Source organism: Collinsella aerofaciens, assembly GCF_028209885.1.
Classification (GTDB): Bacteria; Actinomycetota; Coriobacteriia; order Coriobacteriales; family Coriobacteriaceae; genus Collinsella; species Collinsella aerofaciens_BA.
In genome coordinates this window covers 41556-64845 of the sequence record NZ_JAQLEM010000011.1, presented here as the reverse complement: position 1 = coordinate 64845, position 23290 = coordinate 41556, and the positions used below count along the sequence as shown (strand labels likewise).

The window sequence follows — 23290 nt, the reverse complement described above, 5'->3', positions numbered from 1 at the left end:
GCGTGCGAAAGGATTGATGCATGGCTTTCCGTAATGACTTCCTGTGGGGCGGCGCGACGGCTGCCAACCAGTGCGAGGGCGCCTACGACGTGGACGGCCGCGGCCTGGCCAACGTGGACGTGGCTCCGCACGGCCCCGAGCGCTACGCGGTGGTCTCCGGCCAGCGCAAGATGCTCGACTTCGAGGACGGCTATTACTATCCTGCGCAGACCGGCATCGATTTCTATCACCATTACAAGGAGGACATCGCCCTCTTTGCCGAGATGGGCTTTAAGACCTTCCGCATGAGCCTGGCCTGGACCCGCATCTTCCCCAACGGCGACGAGACCGAGCCCAACGAGGCCGGCTTGGCCTTCTACGAGGACGTATTCCGCGAGTGCCGAGCGCACGGTATCGAGCCGCTCGTGACCATCACGCACTTCGACTGCCCGATTCACCTCATCAAGGAGTACGGCGGCTGGCGCAACCGCAAACTCATCGACTTCTACAAGAACCTTGCGACCACGATCTTTACCCGCTACAAGGGCCTGGTGAAGTACTGGCTCACCTTCAACGAAATCAATATGATTCTGCACCTGCCGTTTATGGGTGCCGGTCTGGTCTTTGAGGAGGGCGAGAACAAGGAGGCCGTCGAGTACCTAGCCGCCCACAACGAGCTCGTCGCCAGCGCTTGGGCAACCAAGATCGCTCACGAGATCGACCCTGAGGTCAAAATCGGCTGCATGCTCGCCGCAGGTAGCTATTACCCCTACAGCTGCCGCCCGGGCGATGTGCGCCAGGCGCAGCTCGACAATCAGGACAATTACTTCTTCGTCGACGTTCAGAGCCGTGGCTACTACCCGGCCTATGCCGTCAAGAAGCTCGAGCGTCTGGGCATCGATGTGGGCATGACGGACGAGGACCGCGAGATCCTGGCCGCCAACACCGTCGACTTCATCAGCTTTAGCTACTACAGCACCCGTTGCTCCGCCGGTGCCGATAACCCCGATGTCGAGCGTACCCAGGGCAACGCCTTCGCCGGCGCCAAGAACCCCTACCTGCAGGAGAGCCAGTGGGGCTGGGCCATCGATCCGCTGGGCTTCCGTATTACGCTCAACGACCTGTACGACCGTTATCAGAAGCCGCTGTTTGTGGTCGAGAACGGCCTGGGCGCCAAGGACGTTGTCGAGGAGGACGGCTCCATCAACGACGACTACCGTATCGACTACCTGCGCCAGCACATCGCCGCGATGCGCGACGCGGTGACCGAGGACGGCGTTGACCTGCTGGGTTACACCACCTGGGGTCCGATCGACCTGGTGTCTGCCGGCACGGGCGAGATGTCCAAGCGCTACGGCTTCATCTACGTCGATAGCGACGATGCGGGCAACGGCACCCTCAAGCGTTCCAAGAAGAAGAGCTTCGACTGGTACAAGCATGTCATTGAAACGAATGGTGAGGACCTGTCCTAAGGAAGCTGAGACACTCAACTTCATAGCCTCCTAACCAAGGCGCCCGGCGAGTATGTGCTCGCCGGGCGCCTTGCCGTCTGCGGATTTTGGGACATGCGGCCCGCTTTTTCGACCCATCTGTCGGTACACTAAAAGCACTATGGGTACCCGCGAGCGACATATCGGCCACGCGGCCGCCCGGACCGCGCCGGTTGCGGATCCCAGGGGCGGCAGGCTCTTCGCCATGCCGCGATTCCTTGTTGGCATAACACATCGGGTATACCGTCACCGCGTCTTTGCTGTCGCCGGTGTCACCACCGCGCTGTTCCTTATACTTTTGGCAGTCTTGCCGGCGTTGTTCGCCTCCGATTCCAAGCTTTCCAATGCCGTGCCCGCCTATAGCGAGGTGTCCGAAGAGGTCGTGGATGCGCTCGTCCACTCGAGCTCTCTCCCGCTTCTTGTCGCCGCAATTATATTTTCGATCTGGGGCGTATCGGTCTATCTGCGCTGTTTGGACTATGTGCTGCGCCGCCGCCTTGTTGCCGTCGCCACCATCTGCGCCCTGTGGATGATCGAAGTCATTCTCAAGTACAAGTCGTTCACGCCGTTCTATGCCACCGTGCTGTGGTACCTGTACGACGTGCCCATGACACTCATTCCGCTGCTCTACCAGTTGTGTGGTCTGCGCCTTGCGGGCCTGGAGCAACACCGCCTGGGTCGCCGCTACTGCGCTGCGCTGTGGATTGTGGCTATCCTGCTTATCGGATTTGTGCTCACCAACGATTTTCACCAGCAGGTCTTCCACTTTGACCGTACAAGCGACACCTGGAGCAACGATTACACGTACGGCTGGGGTTATTTCGCCGTCCTCGTGTGGACGGCCTTTAACTTTGTGGCCTTTTTTATCCTGGTGGGCCGGTCCTCGTCCTTTCGCATCCAACGTTTCTCGGGCACGGCGGCGCTCGTGCTGCTGGGCGGCGCGTTCTTTGCCATCTCATATGCGTTGCGCGTGCCCTGGGCATGGAGGCTCAACTTCTCGCTCATCTATTGCGTCTTGTGCGTGGCGGCGATGGAAATCTGTCTCGATTGCGGTGTCATTCCGTCATATCACGACATCGCCGGCATTTTCGACACCTTGCCGCTTGACCTCAAAGTTCTAACGCGCGACCTGCAGGAAGTCTATGCCACGCCAGTGTCAAAGGCAATGCCGGTAGGCGTGCGCGAGGAGTTGCGGACCCAGGCGCACGGCCGCGCCCATGCCTTTGCCGTGGCGTCCGATCCCGATGTGATGTACCGTGCCTTTCCACTGCTGGGCGGATCGGCCCTGCTTGCCCAAGACGTGTCGGATCTCAACGAGCTTAACCGTGAACTGGCACATCGTCGCATGGAGCTGCAGCGTCAAAACGAGCTGCTCGCCGCCGACTACGACCTTAAGACGCACCTGGCAGACCAAGAGGCCGAGACCTTGCTGGTCCAAGACGTGGACCAGGCGCTTGCCCGCGCGCTCGAAGGGATGTACGACCTGCTGAGCTCGCTACCGCCGTTGACCGATGAATCGTCTTCGCACGAGCGTTATCGCATGCTGCAGCGCGCCAAGATGCTCGTCGCCTATTGCAAGCGCAAGGGGTCGCTCACGTTGGCACAGCACGGGGAGAGCGGTTTTGATCGCGACCGCATTCAGCTCATTGCCAACGAGCTCGCAAGCGACCTGCGCACCATCGATATCGATTGCGCCTCGATTATCGCCATACGGCGCCCGATGCACGTCAGTACGGTAAGCGCCCTGTACGACTGCGTGTATGACTTTGCGTTTTTTGCCTACACCACCGACCATCCGGCGCTTATGTATCACTTGGGCGATCATGACCGATGCAGTGTCGAGCTGCGTGCCGCGCTTTTTTCCAACGATGATGCAGATCTTTCGCAGACGCCCGCTGCGCAAGAGCTCGAAAGCGCTCTGCAAGGGCGCAACGTGGCATACCGCCTTGAGGGCGAGCCCGGCCAGCTGCGCATGATCGTCTTGATGCCGAGGGCGGGTGAGTGACGATGCAGATTTCGCTCATTCTTCCCCAAATCGTTGCGCTCGATGTTGTCTTTGCCCTGGCTGCGTGTCTGCAGACGATCCACGTCCCGCTCATCGCATCGCGCCGCTCGTCCTATAACCGTAAGGTGATTTGTGCCTACGAGGCGAGCCTTGTGCTTCACCTAATTATTTCGGCGCTCATCTTGTTCGCGTCGTCTGGCTCATATCTGGTGGCGCCGCTTGACGTTTGCGCCAGGGCAATGGGCGGAGCGTTGTGGCTCAATGCCGTGATCTTTGCCTACGGCATGGTGCTTATGGTGCACTATCGTCGCCCCGTCATGCTGGCCGAACTGTTGCTCGTTGCCGCCGTGACGCCGCCGGTGGTTTTTGCCATGGGCTCGGCGTGGACCACGGTCCTTATCGCAGAGGGAGCGTTTTTCCTGTTCCGCTCCATTGCGGCGCTCTTGATGGATGTCCGCAACCGCCAGGAGGATATCACCGCGTTCTCGACGATCGAAACCATCAACGTGATTCCCGTGGGCATCCTGTATCTGGACCCGAGGGGCCGCCCGCTGCTCATGAACCGCTGCATGCGAAAAAACCTGGTGGAGCTTCATATGCCCACCGACCTAGGCGATATGAGCGGTACATGGAACGACCTGCGCAAACTCAGCATGCAAATGCCCGAAAGCAGCCAGAACCGCGTGCGGATTAATCTGGACCGCTTTGGTGAGGCGCGGGCGGTGGTCGAGGTTTCTCCCGCCGAGATTCGCTTGTTTGTGCACGATGACGTTACGGTCTCGGGCCGTCCGTTCGAGCGCGTCGTCGGCTTGGACGTGACGGAATACGCACACGCCTACGACCGCTTGGCGCAAGCAAACCACCTGCTTGAGCTTGCGGGCCAAGAGCTCCAAGCCCAGATCGAAGAAGTCAAAAAAGTTGCTGACAATGCGGCCTATCTGCGTATGCGCGCTCGCGTGCACGACGTGATCGGGCAGCGCCTGTCCATTCTCCATCGTTATCTGGAGGAAGGGCGCCTGGATGACGAGTCACTCGAGCAGATCGACCCGCTGCTGCGCTCAATCGCTGCCGATCTGCGCAGCGGGGGCGACAGCGAACCGGCAGAGCAACTGGGCGATATCGTCCATGCCTTTGGCCTGGTGAGCGTGCAGATCGATGTGGAGGGCGAGCTGCCAAACGACGCGCGTGTCGCCGCAGCATTTTTGCAGATTATCCGCGAAGCCTCGACCAATGCCACCAAGCATGCACAAGCCCATCAGGTCCATGTGCGCCTGTGGCAGGAGGGGACAGAAGACGGCGCTGTCGCGCGGATGGTCGTTTCTAACGACGGCGCGCCTGCACCCGTATCGTATCGCGAGGGAACGGGTATCCCAGGTATGAGGCATGTCGCACAGAATCTGGGCGGCAGCCTGGAAGTCCACACCGCCCCGCCCTTCACGCTTACGGTGTCCATCCCGCTCGCCTCCAGCGCCACGGCCCAAAGGAGAAGTTCATGATTCGCGTGTTAATCGTCGAAGACCAGGCTATCTTGCGCGAGAGCCTCGCGCGCTCCGTCGGTGACCAGCCCGACATGACGGTTGTTGCCGCGATCGCCGACGCCTCGGATGCCTTGGACGTTGTGCTTAAGGAGCGCCCGGACATGATACTGATGGACGTGTGCACCGAGCACGATTCCAACGGCATCGTGGCGGCGGCGCGCATCAAAGAACAACTGCCCGAGTGCCGCGTCATTATCATGACGGGTATGCCCGAAATCACCTTTGTGGACCAGGCACGCGAGGCGGGCGTCGACAGCTTTGTGTACAAGAACGTCGGTATCGACGAGCTTTTCGCCGTGATGCGCTCCACGCTGGCGGGTTACTGCACGTTTCCCAAGCCGCCCGAGAGCATCTTCTCGGGCACGGCGGCCCTCGACGATGTCGAGCTGTCGATCTTGCGCCTTGCCTGCGAGGGTAAAAGCCGCCGCGAGATCGCGGCCGAGCTGTTTATGAGCGAGGGCACCATCAAACGCCGCATCTCGGAGATTCTCAATAAGACCGGCTACGACAACATCATGCGCTTGGCCGTGCGCGCAGTAACGGAGGGCAGCATCGTTCCCAACATGGAGCGCTAGCGCTCGTTACGCATCGGCATAAAGCGGTGGGGCCGCAGGATCAACTCCTGCGGCCCCGTCTGGCATGTGCGCGGATGTGTCCGCCAATCCGCGGCTGTCGGTGTCTGCCGTTACGCGATGGTTGCGCTGTAGGAGGCGACGTCCTCGTAGGAATCGGTCAGGTAGGCGTCGATGCCGATGGTCGTATTGACGAGGTCGTCAAGGCTATCGAGCGTGCCCTTCGAGAACGTGAATTCCTCGGTGGCGTTGGTGCCGGGCATCAAGTGAGCCGAGAACCAGGGTTCCTTCATGGTGCCGTTGACGTTGGTCTTGCCGGAAGGAGCGTAGAAGGTCAGGTCCTTGTCGCTCTTGTTGGTGATGTTGACGACAAAGCCGATGTCGCCCCAGTCGTCCTTGAACTTCTCGGTGATGGTGATGGTGCACAGGTCGTCATCGGCGACGGTGACGGCGGGGGAGATTTCGATGCTCTGGACGTCGTCGTCTTCGACGGCCTCATCGATCTCTTCTTCCTTCTCGGCGTTCTCGCGATCCTTCTTCACCGTACCGGACAGATCCTTGTCGGACTTCGTAAAGATAAGCTTGTCGCCTTCCACCTCGAGGACGAGCTTGTCGTCCTTGAGTTTCAGGTCGTGCGACTCATCTTCGGCGGTAATCGTTACGGTGGTGGCGTCCTTGGCCTCCCATTTCAGGTCGGCGACCTCAAGGAACATGTCGAGGACGCCCGTGCCGTCTTCGTCGAGGATCAGGATACAGTTGAGGCCCCACTCCTTGAGCATATCCATGTACTCATCGGTGAGCTCTTCGCCGTCCAAGGTTCCACCCGAGAGTTCCCAGCTGCCGACGAAGTTGGCCTTGGGGTCTTTGCCGCCGCCGCTGCAGCCCGTCAGGGCAAAGGCGAGCGCCAGGACGCATGTCAGAAATGCGAGTACGGACTTTTTGAACGTTGTCTTCATGGTGTCCTCCTTTATCGAACGAAACCCATAGAAGCAAATGCGGGGGTGGCGGATCCCCCGCCAATTACCAGATAGAGGGGCTAGGGCCGGGGCGTTCCGCAGTTGCTGCAGAACTTGCCGCCGTTTTCGCTGCCGCAGTTGGGGCAGAACCACTTTGCCGGTGCCGGGGCGGGTGCGGGACTGCCGCACTCGGAGCAGAACTTGCCGGTGTTGGTGGCGCCGCAGCTGCAAGTCCACGTGCCGGCCGCAGGTGCGGCGGCGGGAGCCGGTGCGGGGGCGGGAGCCGGAGCCGGCTGCGGGGCGGCCTGCTGCTGTGCCTGGCCGGCGGCGAACAGCTGGCTGGCGTTCATGCCGCCCATGCCACCTGCCATGCCCATGCCCATAAAGCCTGCCATCGCGCCGTTGGGGTTGGCGGCTGCCGCGCGCATCGCATCGCTCTGGGCGCTGGCGATGTTGGCTGCCGCCATGGTGGGATCGCGCATGACCGCGGCTTTCTGCAGGTCCTTGATCATCTGCTCGTCTTCTTGCGAGGCGGCGATGGAGTTGACGCCAAAGCTTACGATCTCGACGCCGCGCAGGTCACGCCAGTCGGCAGAGAGGACCTCGTTGAGCGCGCGGGCGAGCTCGGTGGTGTGGCCGGGGATGGCGCTGTAGCGGATGCCCATCTCCGAGATCTTGGCAAAGGCGGGCTGCAGGGCGGTGAGCAGCTCGGACTTAAGCTGGCTGTCGATCTTGTCGCGCGTGTAGCTATCGGTCACGTTGCCGCATACGTTGGTGTAGAACAGCAGCGGGTTGGTGATGCGGTACGAATACTCACCGTTGCAGCGCACGGAGATGTCGACGTCCAGGCCAATGTTGTTATCGACCACGCGGAAGGGCACGGGCGAGGCGGTGCCGTACTTGTTGCCGATGATCTCCTTGGTGTTGATGAAGTAGACGCGCTGGTCCTTGCCCGCGTCGCCGCCAAAGGTAAAGCGGCTGCCGATATTGGCGAAGGTCTCCTTGATGGAATCGCCCAGGTTGCCGCTAAAGACGCTCGGCTCGCTGCCGGTATCGAAGACGAACTCACCGGGCTCCAGCGCGACTTCGATGATCTTGCCGTTTTGCACCACGAGCATGCCTTGTCCGTCGTTGACGGCGATGACCGAGCCGTTGGAGATGACGTTGTCCTCGCCGCGCGTGTTGGAACTGCGGCCACCGGTACGTTTGCTGCCCTTGCAGGCCAAGACGTCAGCAGGCATCGATTCGCAGTAGATAAATTCCTTCCACTGGTCGGCCATGACGCCGCCGGCAGCTCCCAATCCAGCTTTCAAGAGTCCCATGGTGATCTTCCTTTCTCGTCAAAGGCCGGGTGGTATTGGTTGGATTGCTTAGTCGTCCTTGTCGTCTTTCATGACAACGGTGGTCTCGGTGTGGCTGAAGGTGTCGTGCTTCTCGGTCAAGTCGAGCTCGCCACAATACTCATCGGCATGGGTTGCTTCGTTGGCCGTCTTGAGCTGGCCTACCAGTAGCACGTCTCCGATAATCACGATGATCAGCGGCGCGATGACGTTGATGAGGATGCCCTCGATATCAAAGGTGAGGTAATCCGGATCGAAGGCGTATTCCCCCATAAAGAGAATCTGGGAGAGGATAAATCCGATCACGAAGAACAGCACCGAGGCGATGGCGAGCTTGGGCTTGGAGCAGGGGAGCTCGCCGACCAAGCGGCCGGTCTGGCCGTTCATGGCAAACAGGTAGCTCTTGCCGTTCCACGAGGTGGAGAGCATCCAGACGGGGAACAGGGCGTAGTCGCTGTCTTCCCAGGTGTAGTCGAGCTGCTTGCTTTCGACCGTGGCATCGTCGTATTCGTCGACGACGGTCTCGCGCAGGGCCGAGATCGTGCTTTCTTCCATACGGCGCTCGGCGCGCGCCTTGCAGGTCTCGCAGTCCTCGTCGTAACGGTTGGCGATGTAGCCGGGCATATAGGCGACCGAGAACGGACGCAGCGCGTCGTAGTCAAACGGCTCGATGGCGTCCATGTGGCCGTCGGGCATCTTGGATGATCCGTCGACGGGCACGCGCTTAAACGAGATGTTGCCCTTGCGATAGGCATCGTAGTGGTCGGTGGTCGTGACGGTGCGGTCGGATTCCTCGGTCACGGTCTCGTTGGTCGCGTCAAAGTGCACTTCGCCGTCAACGCGGGCGCCGTAGAGCCAAAACGGCACGTAGACACCTTGGGCCTCGTCGATGTGGTTGCCGGTGACAAAGCTCTTGGGCAGCAAGATCTTGCCCTTGTAGTGTTCCTTGAGTGCGGCCGTGACGTCATCGCGCCCGAGCTTAAACGGAATCACCAGGTCGGGCGAGAAGTCGCCCGAGAGCTGGCCGGGCGCCACGGCGGAGTTGCCGCAGTACGGGCAGGTGGTGACGGCGACGGTGCCGTCGGACACGAGCTCGGCGCCGCACGATGAGCAGATGTAGCCGGCGTTTTGGGCGAGTTCCTGCACCGCGTCGTCGACAGCAGGCTTGGGGGCCGCGGCTGCGGCATCGGCTTTGGCATCTGCCTTGTCCTGGCGCTCGCGATAGAGGGCCTCGACTTCTTCGACTTCAAAGCGCGAGTCACAGTAGTCGCAGACGAGCTTTTGCTCGGCGCTGGCAAAATGCAAGGGGCCACCGCAGGCAGGGCACTGATAGTTAACGCTCTCGAAGGCCATGATCGGTCCTTTCGCTGCCGGAGGCTATGCGCCGATGGCGCCGCCGCAGTATTCGCAGCGCCCACTGGCATCGGGAATGGTGGTGGCTCCGCAGAAGGGGCAGGTCACCGCGGTCTTGGGGGCCTTGGCGGCCACGACGCTGTCGCGCGTCTCCTGGCGCAGCTGCACCAGCGCGTCGCGGACCTCGGTTGCCTGGCGCTTGGCCTCGCGGTATTCGATGGAGCCGCGCTGATCGATGGTGGAGTCGTTCACGCGCAGGTTGATCTCGGTGAAGTACGGCGTGTTGACGTGGATGGTCAGATTAAAGTCGTAATCCAGGTCGTAGCGCGGCGGGTTGTAGCTCTCGCGCTCGCCGTCCTTGGTCTCGCGATAGATCTCGGTGCGATGCTCGTCGATATCCATATCGCAGCCGAGTACCTGCGAGAACTCGATGATGTCGGGATTAGCGTCGCGCCAGCGGCTCTGCGAAGTGATGATCAGCAGGCCCGCGTCCTCATCGAGCATAATATTGGTGCGCCCGGCAGAAAGCGTGCGCGTGGGGTTGAACGAAGACAGGCGCTCGGCGTTGGCCTCGCGGTAGGCGAGTTGCTCACGGATATCGTCCGCGGTGCTGGAGCGATAGCCGTGAAAGTAGGGGGAGAGCTTGCCGGCGCACTCTTTGCACAGGTAGCCTTCATTGATTTTTGTCTTACCTAGAAGTCCCAGCTCGGTACCGCAAATCGCGCACTCTTTCTTCTCGAACATCTTGTCAAAGAAGCCCATGGCTGCCTCCCATCAACTGGTAGCGTGTGTCACTTTTGATGATGGGGGAGTGCGCGATCCTTCGCGATACCCAGACGGCTCAAGGAGTCTCCACAACTGGGACACATGGCCCATTTTTTGATTGGACGCCGGGGACACTCTTCGGCCACTCATTGGGGACGTACTTAAATGAGTGGTAGTTGGGGACACTCCTGGCCGAGCTAGAGATCGCGCGCGTCCCTTCTGGTCCATGCGGCTCAAAATCGCGGCGTGATGTGGACGGCTGGGGTCGAATTGGCAACATTTCGAGCCTGGCTTCGATATTGAGACTGGTTCTTTATTAAAATAGATTTCCAGACAATTGAGTGGCTGGGGGTTAACCATGAGGGGCATGGGAGACACAACCGCATATTTGCGTCGGGGCATTCGGGAGATTATATGCCTGGCGCTGTTCTTCTTCACGTTTTTGGCGTGCGAGTATCTTTTTGATGTGCGCATGGCCGAGTTCGTGTCTCCGAACGAGGTCGTTATTTATGAGAGCCTTGTCATCGGCGCGAGCGTGATTGGCTTTTTTGTGCGTCCCATTCTGTACTATCGCCGTCCCCATGTTATCGACGCAACGAGTGACGTTACGGGCGTTTTGCTGGTGGTGGCATTGCTGCTGTTGATTATGGCGGTTCAGGTTGAGGTGGTAATTGCCGGCGGTTTGGTGGCGTGCTGCGCGCTGGGCTACTGCGGATCGACTGCTCATGCAAATTTTGCGAGGCGCTTTGCGCGAACGCCCTGCTTGGCGCGCGCCGCCGCACTTTCTTACGCCATGGGCGTTCTGGTGCAGGTTCTCAACCACATGGTGATGCCTGTCGGCATTCCTCAGCAGGCTGTTCTGGTCGTCTGTGCGATCGCGCAGGTGGCGTTGCTCCACGGTGCCCGACGCGCCAAGCTGCGCGACGAGTCCGATCCCAACTTTGAACCCAGTGCTGCCGGGCTTTCGGTAGATGCTCTGGAATATGGCGCCAAGTGGCATGACGATCCCGAGGCAAAGGCGGCATTCCGTCGCGCCGTAGTTCGCCTGACCGTGGCGACGGCGTATCTTTCCAGCGTATTCGCCGCTCTCAACGCGGGCTTCACGACCCTGCTTGCTGTCGGAGCCGTCGATTTGGGCGATTGGCCGCGCCTGCTGCTTGTCGTGAGCTCGTTGGTCGCTGGCGCACTATTTGACCTGCACGGCCGCTCGTATATGAATATCGGCATGACGTGTGCCGCCATACTGTCCACGCTTTCGTTCTTTGTGCTCATCGTCGATGGCAATGGCGGCAACGAGCTTGCTGCCACGATCATCTTTTATCTGGGCTCGGGCTTTTTCGTGGTGTTCTTTACCACAAAATATGCCGCCGTCTCGCTCTATGCGCGCTGGTCATATTTTTGGCCGTGCATGGGTCGCGTCGTCAACAACGTGTGCTCGATGCTCGTGACGGCGCCGGCGGTGGCGATCATCTCGAGTCAAAACGTGCTGGCTGCGATCGGTGCGGCGCTCGTGATGTTTGTGGGCATTGCGATTACGCTGCTGGGACAGTTGGGGCAACGAGCCGATGACGCCGTGATACGGGACGAGCTGGCGCCTGCCACCGATGATCTTGGTGGGGATCTTGCGCCCACATGCTCCGACCCCGAGCCCGTGGAGGCAGCGGAGCTCACGTCCGATGAACGCCTCGATGCCTTCGTCGCCACCTTTGGGCTTACAGAGCGCGAGCACGATATTCTTGAGGTCTTGGTCGTTTCGGACCAGAGCGTTCAGGACATCGCCACAACGCTTTTCCTTTCGCGCTCCACGCTCTATCGTCACATTTCCTCGATCAACAAAAAGACCGGTACCGCCTCGCGTGTGGCCCTTATCAACTTCTTCTGGTCCTGGACGCCTCAAGACTAGCTAATCCCCCAATAAGTTGCGGTGGAATAGTCCCTAAATCAAAGCCGTTGGACTTTAAACAGGAACTATTTCACCGCAACTGCTGAGGGGATAGGCTGCGGCGGCGGCAGAGGCAACGGCAGCGGCGTTGGCAGCTGTGGTAGTGGCAACGGCAGCTGGCAGGGTGTTTTCCGTCTACTTGCTACAGCAGCTCGCCGTGGCGGGCAATGTAGCGGCGCTTTGCCAGCTGGGTGAGCGCGATATAGGCGGTAACGATGCCAATGAGCAGCCCAAAAAAGCTCGTGGGCAGCGGCATGAGGCCGAGCGCATCGGCGATGGGGCTTGCCGGCAGCCAGGTGACAAGCGCCAGGCCCAGCACGGTGAGAGCGCACAGTGCGGGCGCGGCGTGGTCGCGCGGGCTCGGCAGATGCGGGGAGCGCAGCATGTGGACCACCAGTGTTTGTGACCACATGGACTCGACAAACCAGCCACTCCGGAAGAGCGCGGCAAAGGTCGCCATGCCCGCGACGTTGCCCGTCCCGGCGAGCTCGGACCAGCTTGCGCCCACGGCGGCGGGGCACACCACAAAGAAGAGCGCGGCGAAGGTCACGATGTCAAACAGCGAGCTCACGGGGCCCAGCTCGAGCATAAAGCCCTTGATGGATGCGGCGTCCCAGGCGCGCGGACGGGCAGTCCAGGCGTCATCGACGGTGTCCCACGGCAGCGCGATGCATACGATCTCGTAGACCAGCGACAGCAGCACCAGCTGCAGGGCGCTCATGGGCAAAAACGGCAAGAACAGGCTCGCGACGGTCACGGACAGCACGTTGCCAAAGTTGGAGCTCACCGTGGTCTTGAGGTACTTAAGCAGGTTGCCGTAAGTGCGGCGGCCTTCGATGATGCCGCGCTCGAGCACGCCCAGGTCCTTCTGAAGCAAGATGATATCGGCGGATTCCTTGGCAATATCGACGGCCGAATCGACCGAGATGCCGCAATCGCTCGCACGCATGGCGGCGGCGTCGTTGATACCGTCGCCCATAAAGCCCACGGTGTGGCCGAGCATCTCGCGCATGACACGTACCAGGTGCGCCTTCTGCAGCGGCGAGAGCTTGGCGAAGAGGTGGGTTTTCTCGGCGCGCTCGGCAAGTTCGGCGTCATCGAGCGCATCGATCTCGGAGCCGAGCAAGACGTTGCTCGCATCGATACCGATCTGCTCGCAGACGGTGGCGGCGACGCGGTCGTTGTCGCCGGTTAGGACCTTGACCGCCACGCCCTTGGCCTCGAGGGTGGCGACGGCGCTCGCGGCACTTGCTTTGGGCGGATCGAGGAAGGCCAAAAAGCCCATCAGCACCATGTCGCACTCGTCGGCGATGCCAAACTCGCCCACGCAGCGCGGATTGGTCTTCTGCGCCACGGCAATTACGCGTAGGCCCTCGGCGTTAAGTCCGGCGATCTGCTTGCGAATCTGGGCGAGCTTCTCGTCGGTGAGCGGCTGAGCGATGCCATCGATCTCGACAAAGGAGCAGATCTCGAGCATTTCCTCGGCAGCGCCCTTGGTAACCATCTGGGTTTTGCCTTGGGCGTCGGCGACAACTACGCTCAGGCGACGGCGCGAGAAATCGAAGGGAACCTCGTCGACCTTGGTATAGCGGTCGCGCAGACTCTGGCCCAGTATAGAATCGGGCACGACGGTCGAGGGCGTCACATCGGCACGGTCGATTACAGCCAGGTCGATAAGGTTTTTGAGGCCGGTTTGGAAGAAGCTATTCAAAAATGCATGGCGCAGCACGCGTGCGTCCTCGTTGCCATCGGTGTTGAGGTAGCGCTCGAGCACGATGCGGTCTTCGGTGAGGGTGCCGGTCTTGTCGCAGCACAGGACGTCCATCGCGCCGAGGTTTTGAATCGCCGGCAGCTCCTTGACGATAACCTGGCGACGGGCGAGGTCCTTGGCGCCCTGCGATAGGCTCGTGGTAACGATGACGGGAAGCATTTGCGGCGTGATGCCCACGGCCACGCTCGTGGCGAACAGCAGCGCGTCGATGACGTTGCCCTTGGTGGCGGCGTTGATGGCAAAGACGGCCGGCGCCATAACGAGCATGAGGCGTACGAGCAACATGGAGACGCTCGAGACGCCGCGGTCAAACGCGCTCTTTTCGCCGCGCCCGTTGAGCATCTTGGCGATGCCGCCCAGGTAGGTGTCCGAGCCGGTGGCAACGACAAGCGCCATGGCGGCGCCGTTTTGCACGGAGGTGCCGGTAAAGACGATGTTCTTGCAGGCAGAGAGTGGCAGTGCGGAGCCGTCGGCGCCCTCGACGACGGTGACGGCGGTGGTCTTCTCGACGGCCTCGCTCTCGCCGGTGAGTGCGGACTCGATCACAAACAGGTCGCGCGCGGTGATGATGCGGGCATCTGCCGGCACCATATCGCCGGCAGAGAGACGGATTACATCGCCGGGGACGAGCTCGTCGAAGGGGATCTCGATGCGCTCGCCGTCGCGCAGGGCGGTGCAAGTGTTGGAGACCAGGTCCTTGAGGGCCTCGGCCGCATTGCCGCTGCGGGCTTCCTGGATAAACTTCATGCCGCCCGATACCAGCAGCATGATGCCGATGACGATGACCGTGGAGGGGTCGCGCTGCGGCTCGGGTGCGGCGAGCACGTCGATGTAGAGCGAGACCAGTGCGAGCGCGGCGAGGATGCCGGCGAAGGGATCGATGAACGCGTCGGCGATGCGGCGGGCGAGCGTTTTGGTCGTTGCCTCGATGGTGTTGGGGCCGACGGCGTTCAGGCGCTCAGTTGCCTGCTCGACGGTGAGGCCGTTTGCCGTGGCGTCAAGCAGTACGAGGGCGTCCTCGGCACTATGGGTGGCGGCGAATATGGTGTTCTTGGACAGGCCGGTATGAGCGGCAGGGCGCGCCGTGCGGCGGCGCTTGGAGATGGCTTCGAGTACCGTGACGGTTTTGAGCATCAGCATAGGGTCCTCCTTGTTGAGGGGAGTTAGCGTACGTGTCGTATTTGCTTCAAAAAACCTAGATGCCGCTCACGTCAAGCTCTTGAGCCCACAAAGGGTGCAGCGCGCCTTTGTGGTGGTTTTGGCGATCTGCCGGTGGCGTTTATGCGTGTGCGGAGTCCTCGCGGCGTGCCGAGGGCGACATGCGGGTTTTTCGACTAGGACTGCCTTCCATGGCACACCTCCTAAAGGCTGAGCGCAGCGCGCTTTGGGTATCTCGTACCCCTTTTTAATCCGCCCGTATTCTTGATGAGGGGGTTTGCCATGTCAACCCCATTGTTCGGAAAACCATTCCCCCTGACAAAGCCTTTACAGAATGCCGTGGCTCCAAAGCACGCCCACATCGACGCCTCGCCTGCGCTAAACTGAAGAGCACGTACGCAATTACGAGAGGAGCCCGCATGGAGGCTTACAAGCAAGAGTTCATCAAGTTCATGGTCGAGTCCGACGTTCTTAAGTTCGGCAGCTTTACGCTCAAGAGCGGCCGCCAGTCCCCGTTCTTTATGAACGCCGGCGCTTATGTGACGGGCTATCAGCTCAAGAAGCTGGGCGAGTATTACGCCCAGGCCATCCACGATAACTTTGGCGACGACTTTGACGTCCTGTTTGGGCCGGCCTACAAGGGTATTCCGCTGGCTGTCGTGACCGCCATTGCCTACCACGAGCTGTACGGCAAGGAGGTTAAGTACTGCTGCGACCGTAAGGAGGCCAAGGACCACGGTGCCGATAAGGGCAACCTGCTGGGTTATGAGCCCAAGGACGGCGACCGTGTGGTCATGGTCGAGGACGTTACCACCAGCGGCAAGTCCATCGACGAGACCTATCCTAAGGTCAAGGCTGCTGCCGATGTCGAGATCAAGGGCCTGATCGTGTCCCTCAACCGCATGGAGGTCGGCAAGGGCGGTGTGACCACCGCTCAGAAGGAGATCGAGGCAAAGTACGGTTTCCCCGTCGCGAGCATCGTTTCCATGGCCGAGGTCGTCGAGACCCTCTACAACCACGAGATCGACGGCAAGGTCGTCATCGATGACGAGCTCAAGACCGCCATCGACGCCTACTACGAGCAGTACGGAGCCCGGGAGTAGTTGCGGCGTTTTACCAAACGCCGTAACCGGCCGACGCTGCGCGGGCCGCATTTGGACAATCTGACGTTCAACTTCAAGGGCGCGACCAGAAGGTCAGCGCCCTTTCGTTTCACGTCACCTTGTCTCAAATGCGACCCGCTCGCTGTCCGTTCTCTACCTGCGGCGTCGTCTTGCTCCGAATGCGGCCCGTTCGCTGTCGTTGCCGAAACATCGGCGATGCCGGAGTAGTCATTGGGGACGTTCTTAAATGACTAGCCAGGAATGAACGTGGATAATCTCCCAGTTTTTGCCTGTGTGCGGGCTCAAAGTGGGAGATTATCCGCGCTCGCTTTAATTTGCCTGGGCTGCGATGCCTATCTAATCGGCTCGGCGTCTTCCCTGAGAATCGAAAGATACTCTTCATACCCGTACTGCCGGTATCTCTGTCTTGACTCGTCGAGAGGACGGAGGATACCCAATTCTTCAAATGATTTGACGAGCGAGCTCGCGGTACTCCTGCCGATATCGAGTTGGGCAGCGATGAATGCGGTGTCGACGATGGGGTGCTCTTCAAGAATGCCCAACAGCCTTTGCCCGTTTGCAGCAGTCCTTCCGAGATTTTCGGTAATGGTTGCTGTGGAACGGTTATGGAGGTCAACAAGGTTTTTTAAAGACCCTACCGAGTCCTTCGCACTCTCGAGAAGACTGTTGCAGAAAAACTCTATCCATTCCTCGTAAGTGCCTCTCTCCCTTACGGATGTGAGTTGCCGGTAGTACTCGCTTCGATTTTTCTTGAACTGGAACGATGGATAGAACAAGCAAGAATGAAGAACGCCATCATTGATGAGCATAAGTGTAATGAGAAGCCTGCCCAGGCGACCGTTTCCGTCTAGGAATGGATGGGCAGTTTCAAATTGGTAATGGACGAGCGCCGCCCGCACAATCGGATCCATTTCGACTTGAGGCTCATTGATAAAGCGTTCGAGGTCCTGGAGCGTGTTGCTCAAATCTTCAATGTTTGGAGGGATAAACGATGCGGTTGCAATGGTGCAGCCTGAGGGGCCAATCCAGTTTTGTGAGGAGCGCAGCTCGCCTGGATTCTTCTCCGTTCCGCGCACTCCGTCCAGCAGGACCGCATGAACTTGCCTAAGAAGTCTCGTGCACAAGGGCATCTTTTTGAGCAGTTCTACGCCGCGGTCGACAGCACGGACGTAATTCACGACGTCTGCGACATCTTTATGATGGAGTTGTGTTTGCGATGGACTAAGTAGGTCGTCAAACGTGCACTGGGTTCCCTCAATTTGCGAAGAAAGGAGTGCTTCTTTGCGCACGTACATTGTCAGATACATGTCGGCGTTGGGAACAAAGTAGAGCATGCCTTCAAGCTCTCCAAGCTTTCGTGAGCATGCGGAAAGCGTGCGATAGGTTTCCTCGGTGAGGTTTAGCTGCCTCAATGATTGCAAGGGCGTTGGAAAAAACGAATAGTAAGCCAATTTCCCCGATAGATTATTGCGGAGCGTTCCCTGGCCGTTCTCCTCGATTTGCATCGTGCCCTCCATATCTTTAGTGCCGGAAACTCGTTATTAGGCTAATCATATCAATTCTAATAACGAGTTTAAGGATTAAATAGTTATTAGAATTGATGTAAACAATCTAATGATGAGAAGTCGTTATTACTTGACCATGGAGCTCGGCTTGGTACAAGGGGGTCATCCAAAATGAACGTGGATAATCTCCCGTTTTTGGCTCGGTGACGGCCTCAAAGTGGGAGATTATCCACGTTCGCTAGTTAAGCGTCCAAAAATCCACACTCGCCAAACCTACCAAAAAGGACAGGTTTATTTTGGCACGCTTCGGTCGGTGTCAGGAAGTGTTAGGGACAAGGCGGCGACAGGACTCGAGAGCGAAAAGAAGTGTCGGGTTTGGTGCGCCCGCTTCTGCCCGTCCCGTGCGCGGGCGATACTCGGCTTATCGACCAGCGATGCAAAGGAGATGCTCCATTCCACGAGCGCTACCGGGAAGGGCTCGCGATTCGAGTCCCCACCTTAGCATTTGAACCATTTGGCACTATAATTACCGTAGGCATGCGCACAACGTTGCGCTTAATCAAGAGGAGAAAACGTATGGGTCTGTTTGATATGTTCAAGAAGAAGGCTGAGCCCGCGGCTGCCGCTGCTCCGGCCTCTATCTCTGCTTCTGCTGGCGCCGACGTGCTGTGCTCGCCCGTCAAGGGCAAGGTCATCAAGATGGCCGACGTGCCCGATCCCGTCTTTGGTGGCGAGGTTCTGGGCAAGGGCTGTGCCGTGTGGCCCGAGGACGATCTGGTCTACGCTCCCTGCGACGGTAAGGTGACCGTCACCATGGGTCACGCCGTGGGTCTGCAGTCCGATAGCGGCATCGAGGTTCTGGTGCACGTTGGCGTCGATACCGTCAACATGAACGGCGATGGCTTCGAGGGCTTCGTCAAGGCCGACGACGTTGTGAAGGCCGGCCAGCCCATACTCAAGATCGACCGCGCCAAGATCGCCGCTGCCGGTTACAAGGACTGCGTCGTGGTGGCCGTGTCCAACACCGCCGAGTTTGCCGACGTCGAGCTCACCGTTGAGGCAGAGTCCGCCGTCGCCGCCGGTGACGCCATCGTTAAGGTCGTTCGCAAGTAAACTGCGGCGTTCAAAGGATGTGCAAGGGTGGTCGGGTTTTCCGGCCACCTTTTTTATTGCACCGTGGGGAAGCGTTTTATTGCGCGTTGGGCGGGCTTGCAAACCGTTCGGACGCTAAAACGAACCGACCGCGCCTTCGCGTTGCCGAGGGTGTTCATAAGTGGATAGTATGGGTTTACTTATTACAACGTGTGCCGCGTCCGGGAAGCGCGGTGCCGCTCATTGGGAGGAACAACATGAAAAAGAAGCTGCTGCTTGCGCCCCTCATGGCCGTCTTGGTTGCATGCGTGGTCGTGCTTTCCGGCTGTGGAGGTCCTTCGGTTGAGGAGCTCATCACCGAGGATCTTACGACGCAGTTTGACGAGGTCAAGAACGGTGGCGACGACTTCCTTTCTGGTCTGGAGGAAGCTTCGGGCGACGAGTTCGAGCAGCTGGGTATCGATCCCAAGGAGTATGCCAAGACCTATCTCGAGGGCTTTGACTACAAGATCGGCGACGTGACGGTCGACGAGGACAAGGGTGTCGCGACCGCCGAGGTCTCTATCACCTGCAAGTCTATGAACAAGATCGTCGAGGACTTCTCCACCCAGTATCAGGAGAAGGTCGCCGCGCTTGACACGGTTCCTTCCGATGACGAGCTGTACAAGATGGCCGGTCAGGTTATGGTCGATGTGACCAAGGCCGCCGAGCCCAGGAAGACCACGGTTATCTTCAAGTACACCTGCAACGACGACGGCGAGTGGTCTGCCGACGACTCCGTCAACTCCGAGATGATGGATGCAATGTTGAGCTAGTTCGTTGCGGCGTTTTACCAAACGCCGCAACTGCTCGACGCTGCAAGCCCGCCAGAGCGGCAATCTGCCTTTCAACTTCGGCGGCATGACCAAAAGGTCAATGCCGCCTTGTTTCAAGGCACCTTGCTCGCTCTGGCGGGCTTTCGCTGTCGTTGCCAAAACAACGTCGTTCCCTTGGTTGGCTTAAAGTGGCACTTTTACCTGCGACGTTGCCATCGCTGAAGTAGTCATTGGGAAGGCGGCAGCTGGGGACGTTCCTTTTCTGCCGGCAGTTGGGGACACTCCTTGTGCCAGCGTTGCACCGAGTGCTTGGGAAACCGCGACCCGGTTTTTGGCCGAATAGTGGGTCGCATTTTCCGGATGGGGTGGGTTGCGGAAACTGCGACCCGGAATATTGCTCTGAAGTGGGATGCGGTTTCCCTGATGCGCCTCAAACGGAAAGCGCATCCCATTCCGGAGCTTCAAAACGGGATGCGCTTTCCGCGCGGAAGAATTGTCGCAGCTGCGTTAAGCAGTGTCGCTCGTTACTCGCCCAGGATCAGCGCTGCGAGCTCTGCCTGGGTGTCCACCACGTAGTCGGCGCCGGTGGCTTCCAGCTCTGCGCGGCCGCGGAAACCCCAGCTGACGCCCGCACTCTTAAGGCCGGCGTTGTGGCCGGTCAGGATATCGACATTGGAATCGCCTACGTAGAGCGTGGTCGCCGGGTCGGCGCCTAGCTCTTCCATCACATGCAGCGTGACGGGTGCTTCGGGCTTGGGCGGAAACGCATCGACGCGGCCCTGCACCAGCGCAAAGCGCTCGGAACCAAAATACTTCTCGATAAGCGGAGCCGCCGAGACGTGGTCCTTGTTAGTGAGCACGGCAAGTTGCACACCCGCGGCGCGCAAGCGGTCGAGCATCTCGATCGTGCCGGCATAGGGGGCGGTGTGGTCCTCCTTGTGCTCGCCGTAGTAAGCCCTAAACTCGGCAAGCGTCTGCTCAAACATGCGGCCGTCGCCCGCATACTCGGCGGGCATAAAGCGCTCAACCAGCTTGAGCATGCCGTTTCCCACCTTGTAGCGGTACTCGTCGACGGCAAACGTAGGCCAGCCGTGCGTCTCGCAGGTATGGTTGCCGGCGGTCGCCAGGTCCTCGAGCGTGTTGAGGATGGTGCCGTCCAGATCAAAAATCACATGGGAAAAAGCTGCTGCCATGAAAGCTCCCGTCATTGGGTTCCAAAACGCACCTCATAATACTGGGCATGCGTGCCGGGCATGTTTGGAATCTGAATATCTTTAATAGCCCTGAGCCTTTGTCGTTAGCAAATCCTCGGCAGCTGCTCGCCCACGAGCATGTCGAGGATACGGGTCGAGCCCCAGCCGGTGCGTACGCGCACGGCGGGTCGAGCGTCTGATCTAAGCGGCAACACGCGGCCGATAATCGTGGCGTTCTCTCCGTAGCGGGCGGCACGCATGGCGGCTAGAGCCGCATTGGCCTGCTCGGCCGGCACCACGGCGACCATCTTGCCCTCGTTGGCAACCTGCAACACGTCGTAGCCGAGCATCTCACAGGCGGCCTGCACATCGGGGCGCACGGGCACGGCGTCCTCGTCGATCTCCATCGCAACGCAGCTGGCCTGCGCAAACTCATTGAGTGTGGATGCAAGGCCGCCGCGCGTGGGGTCGCGGAAACAGCGCGTGTCGGGGGCTGCGGCCAGAACGTCGGCTATCAGGTGGTTGAGCGGCGCGGCGTCGCTCTCGATGTTGCTCGAAAACGCCAAGCCCTCGCGCTGGCTCATGATGGCGATGCCGTGGTCACCCAGCGTGCCCGAGACCAGGATGACATCGCCGGCCTGGCAGTTTGCTCCGCTGAGCGTCACGCCCGCGGGCACCTCGCCCACGCCGGCGGTATTGATGTAGACGCCGTCGGCCCCGCCGCGCTCGACCACCTTGGTGTCGCCGGTGATGATCGCCACGCCCGCCTCGCGCGCCGTCTCGGCCATGGTCTGCACAATCTGACGCAGCTTGTCCATGGGATAGCCCTCTTCGAGGATAAAGCCGCACGACAGGTAGCGTACATTGGCACCCGAGGTCGCGACATCGTTGACGGTTCCGCACACGGCTAGGCGGCCGATGTTGCCACCGGGGAAGAACTGCGGCGTCACCACAAAGCTGTCGGTCGACATGGCGATGCGCCCACTCGCGGGCAGTGCGGCGACGCCGGCATCGTTGCCCTCGAGCAGCTCGGGCGACCCAAAGGCATCCAAAAAGACCTCGTCGATGATGCGTTTCATCATCTGGCCGCCGGAGCCGTGGCCCAGCAGGACGGTGCTATCGGTAACGCTATGGGACATATCGAAAACTCCAATCATGGGTGGAATTATATGGGTGAGGCGCAGCGTCGACCGGTCCGCCGTTCGTTAGAGCGGCGGAACCTATTAGCCTCGGTAACGGAAATATGCTGCACAGCTGCCCTCGGAGCTCACCATGCAGGGGCCGACGGGATGCTCGGGTGTACAAGCGTGGCCGAACAGAGGGCAGTTGCCCGGCGTAATGGCTCCGCGCAACACGTCACCGCAGCGGCATCCGCGCGGCTCGACTGTCGGTTCAATGGGCACGTCATAGCGGGAGCCGGCGTCAAAGCGAGAGAACTCGGGGCGGATGGAAAGGCCCGAGTTGGCAATCGGCCCCAGCCCGCGCCATGTGGTATCGCACGGCTCAAATACCTGCTCGACCAGCTGGCGCGCCACGGGGTTGCCGTCCATATTGACGCCGCGGCGGTAGGCGTTGTCAATTGCGGGCCGATCCTCGACAACCATCTGGACCAGCATGCAAATGCCCTGCAGAATGTCGACCGGCTCAAATCCCGTAACCACGCCCGGGGTCCTAAACTCATCGACCAAAAAGCCAAAAGGGGCTAAGCCCGTGATAGTGGCGACGTGGCCCGGCAGGATAAAGCCGTCGATGGTGGTCTCGGGGTCGTTGGCGATTGCGCGCAGCGCCGGCGGCGTGGTCTTGTGGGCGCAGTAGACCGAGAAGTTCTGCAGCCCGCGTGCGTCTGCCTCCAAAATGGCGGCGGCGATGGTGGGAGTGGTGGTCTCAAAGCCCACACCCATAAAGATGACCGGGCGGTCGGGGTTTTGCTCAGCGATGTCGAGTGCGTCGAGTGGTGAGTAGACAATGCGGATGTCGCGCCCTGCCGCCTTTTGCGCGGCGAGCGAGGTGGACGATCCAGGCACGCGCATCATGTCGCCAAAGGTGGTGATGATGGCGCCGTCTATGTTGGCGAGCGCGATTGCATGGTCGATATCGCGGTTGGCGGTAACGCAGACGGGGCAACCCGGGCCGCTCAGCAGCTTGAGTCCCGCCGGCATAATGGAGCGAAAGCCATAGCGACCGATGCTCACGGTGTGCGTGCCGCAGACTTCCATAAGGTTGATGGTGCGGTCGCCGACGAGTTCACGGATGCGTTCGATGAGCTCGCGGGCCAGTTTGGAATCGCGAAATGCCGAAAAGTCGATACCGGAGCGAGCCGGCTGTCCGGCCGCCACTAGTATGCCTCGGCCGGGTTGCTGGCCAGTTGGTCTTCTTCGACCAGTTCGGTCATGGTGTTGACCAGGTCGAGCGTCTCCTGCGCCTCCTGCTCGTCGACGATCTGGATGCCAAATCCAGCGTGCACCAGAATATAGTCGCCTACTTGTGCCGTCGGCACGAGTCGTAGCGACACCGGACGCTCGATGCCCATCATGTCGACGGTGGCCTTGAGGTCGTCGTCGCGTTTGACTACTTTGCCGGGAACGGCAAGGCACATATTGTTCCCCTTTTATACGCTTTGCGCTGGATAGGCGCTTGATAATCCATTGCTTGATGGTAGCGCTCGCGGGGTTCGCGGGCAAACGCGTTACGC

General features: G+C 60.0%; 18 protein-coding genes. 8 read left to right on the top strand and 10 right to left on the bottom strand.

What is annotated here, in order from left to right:
- Window positions 1–20 precede the first annotated feature (20 nt).
- The 4 genes from PMX21_RS04365 to PMX21_RS04350 all read left to right on the top strand — a co-directional run bounded on the left by PMX21_RS04365 (window position 21) and on the right by PMX21_RS04350 (window position 5587).
- The gene (locus PMX21_RS04365) at window positions 21–1451 is read left to right on the top strand and encodes a 6-phospho-beta-glucosidase (protein WP_271758287.1); all 1431 of its coding nucleotides are present in this window, start codon (window positions 21–23) and stop codon (window positions 1449–1451) included.
- A gap of 223 nt (window positions 1452–1674) precedes the next feature.
- The gene (locus PMX21_RS04360; RefSeq protein ID WP_271758285.1) at window positions 1675–3474 is read left to right on the top strand and encodes a histidine kinase N-terminal 7TM domain-containing protein; all 1800 of its coding nucleotides are present in this window, start codon (window positions 1675–1677) and stop codon (window positions 3472–3474) included.
- A 2-nt stretch (window positions 3475–3476) separates the two neighbouring features.
- Window positions 3477–4970: a sensor histidine kinase gene (locus PMX21_RS04355; RefSeq protein WP_334204073.1), complete on the top strand. Its 1494-nt coding sequence runs from the start codon at window positions 3477–3479 to the stop codon at window positions 4968–4970.
- The gene (locus tag PMX21_RS04350) at window positions 4967–5587 is read left to right on the top strand and encodes a response regulator transcription factor (RefSeq protein ID WP_138375254.1); all 621 of its coding nucleotides are present in this window, start codon (window positions 4967–4969) and stop codon (window positions 5585–5587) included. The genes PMX21_RS04355 and PMX21_RS04350 overlap by 4 nt, the downstream gene beginning before the upstream one ends.
- Before the next feature lie 110 nt (window positions 5588–5697).
- Here the strand turns inward: PMX21_RS04350 and PMX21_RS04345 are convergent, their stop codons facing one another.
- The 4 genes from PMX21_RS04345 to PMX21_RS04330 form a co-directional block, all read right to left on the bottom strand.
- Window positions 5698–6540, bottom strand: a complete 843-nt coding sequence (locus PMX21_RS04345) for a hypothetical protein (RefSeq protein ID WP_271758282.1) — start codon at window positions 6538–6540, stop codon at window positions 5698–5700.
- Between the two features lie 80 nt (window positions 6541–6620).
- The gene (locus tag PMX21_RS04340; RefSeq protein ID WP_089573532.1) at window positions 6621–7862 is read right to left on the bottom strand and encodes an SPFH domain-containing protein; all 1242 of its coding nucleotides are present in this window, start codon (window positions 7860–7862) and stop codon (window positions 6621–6623) included.
- Between the two features lie 48 nt (window positions 7863–7910).
- Window positions 7911–9233 carry a hypothetical protein gene (locus PMX21_RS04335; RefSeq protein WP_271758280.1) on the bottom strand — a complete coding sequence of 441 codons (1323 nt, stop codon included), beginning with the start codon at window positions 9231–9233 and terminating at the stop codon, window positions 7911–7913.
- Between the two features lie 24 nt (window positions 9234–9257).
- Entirely contained in the window at window positions 9258–9995 is a 738-nt protein-coding gene (locus PMX21_RS04330) for a DUF4428 domain-containing protein (RefSeq protein ID WP_035136607.1), read from the bottom strand.
- Between the two features lie 370 nt (window positions 9996–10365).
- Between PMX21_RS04330 and PMX21_RS04325 the strand changes: the two genes are divergently transcribed.
- Window positions 10366–11901: a helix-turn-helix transcriptional regulator gene (locus tag PMX21_RS04325; protein ID WP_271758277.1), complete on the top strand. Its 1536-nt coding sequence runs from the start codon at window positions 10366–10368 to the stop codon at window positions 11899–11901.
- 181 nt (window positions 11902–12082) lie between these two features.
- Here the strand turns inward: PMX21_RS04325 and mgtA are convergent, their stop codons facing one another.
- Entirely contained in the window at window positions 12083–14851 is a 2769-nt protein-coding gene (mgtA, locus tag PMX21_RS04320) for a magnesium-translocating P-type ATPase (RefSeq protein ID WP_271758275.1), read from the bottom strand.
- Between the two features lie 437 nt (window positions 14852–15288).
- Here mgtA and pyrE point away from each other — a divergent pair, with 437 nt between their 5' ends.
- Window positions 15289–15972 (top strand): orotate phosphoribosyltransferase, encoded by a 684-nt coding sequence (gene pyrE, locus PMX21_RS04315; RefSeq protein WP_117848347.1) that lies wholly within the window; start codon window positions 15289–15291, stop codon window positions 15970–15972.
- A gap of 353 nt (window positions 15973–16325) precedes the next feature.
- Here pyrE and PMX21_RS04310 read toward each other — a convergent pair whose 3' ends face one another.
- Window positions 16326–17498: a Fic family protein gene (locus PMX21_RS04310; protein WP_271758273.1), complete on the bottom strand. Its 1173-nt coding sequence runs from the start codon at window positions 17496–17498 to the stop codon at window positions 16326–16328.
- Between the two features lie 576 nt (window positions 17499–18074).
- Here PMX21_RS04310 and PMX21_RS04305 point away from each other — a divergent pair.
- Window positions 18075–18611: a PTS sugar transporter subunit IIA gene (locus tag PMX21_RS04305; RefSeq protein WP_035136613.1), complete on the top strand. Its 537-nt coding sequence runs from the start codon at window positions 18075–18077 to the stop codon at window positions 18609–18611.
- A 236-nt stretch (window positions 18612–18847) separates the two neighbouring features.
- Complete coding sequence (locus tag PMX21_RS04300) at window positions 18848–19405, top strand: hypothetical protein (RefSeq protein ID WP_271758272.1); 558 nt, start codon at window positions 18848–18850, stop codon at window positions 19403–19405.
- A 524-nt stretch (window positions 19406–19929) separates the two neighbouring features.
- Here PMX21_RS04300 and PMX21_RS04295 read toward each other — a convergent pair.
- The 4 genes from PMX21_RS04295 to PMX21_RS04280 form a co-directional block, all read right to left on the bottom strand.
- The gene (locus tag PMX21_RS04295) at window positions 19930–20598 is read right to left on the bottom strand and encodes an HAD family hydrolase (RefSeq protein ID WP_271758270.1); all 669 of its coding nucleotides are present in this window, start codon (window positions 20596–20598) and stop codon (window positions 19930–19932) included.
- A gap of 104 nt (window positions 20599–20702) precedes the next feature.
- Complete coding sequence (gene hypE, locus PMX21_RS04290; RefSeq protein ID WP_271758268.1) at window positions 20703–21737, bottom strand: hydrogenase expression/formation protein HypE; 1035 nt, start codon at window positions 21735–21737, stop codon at window positions 20703–20705.
- 84 nt (window positions 21738–21821) lie between these two features.
- Window positions 21822–22934, bottom strand: a complete 1113-nt coding sequence (hypD, locus tag PMX21_RS04285) for a hydrogenase formation protein HypD (protein ID WP_271758266.1) — start codon at window positions 22932–22934, stop codon at window positions 21822–21824.
- Window positions 22934–23194, bottom strand: a complete 261-nt coding sequence (locus PMX21_RS04280; RefSeq protein WP_271758264.1) for a HypC/HybG/HupF family hydrogenase formation chaperone — start codon at window positions 23192–23194, stop codon at window positions 22934–22936. Before PMX21_RS04280 ends, hypD begins: the two co-directional genes overlap by 1 nt.
- Window positions 23195–23290 lie beyond the last annotated feature (96 nt).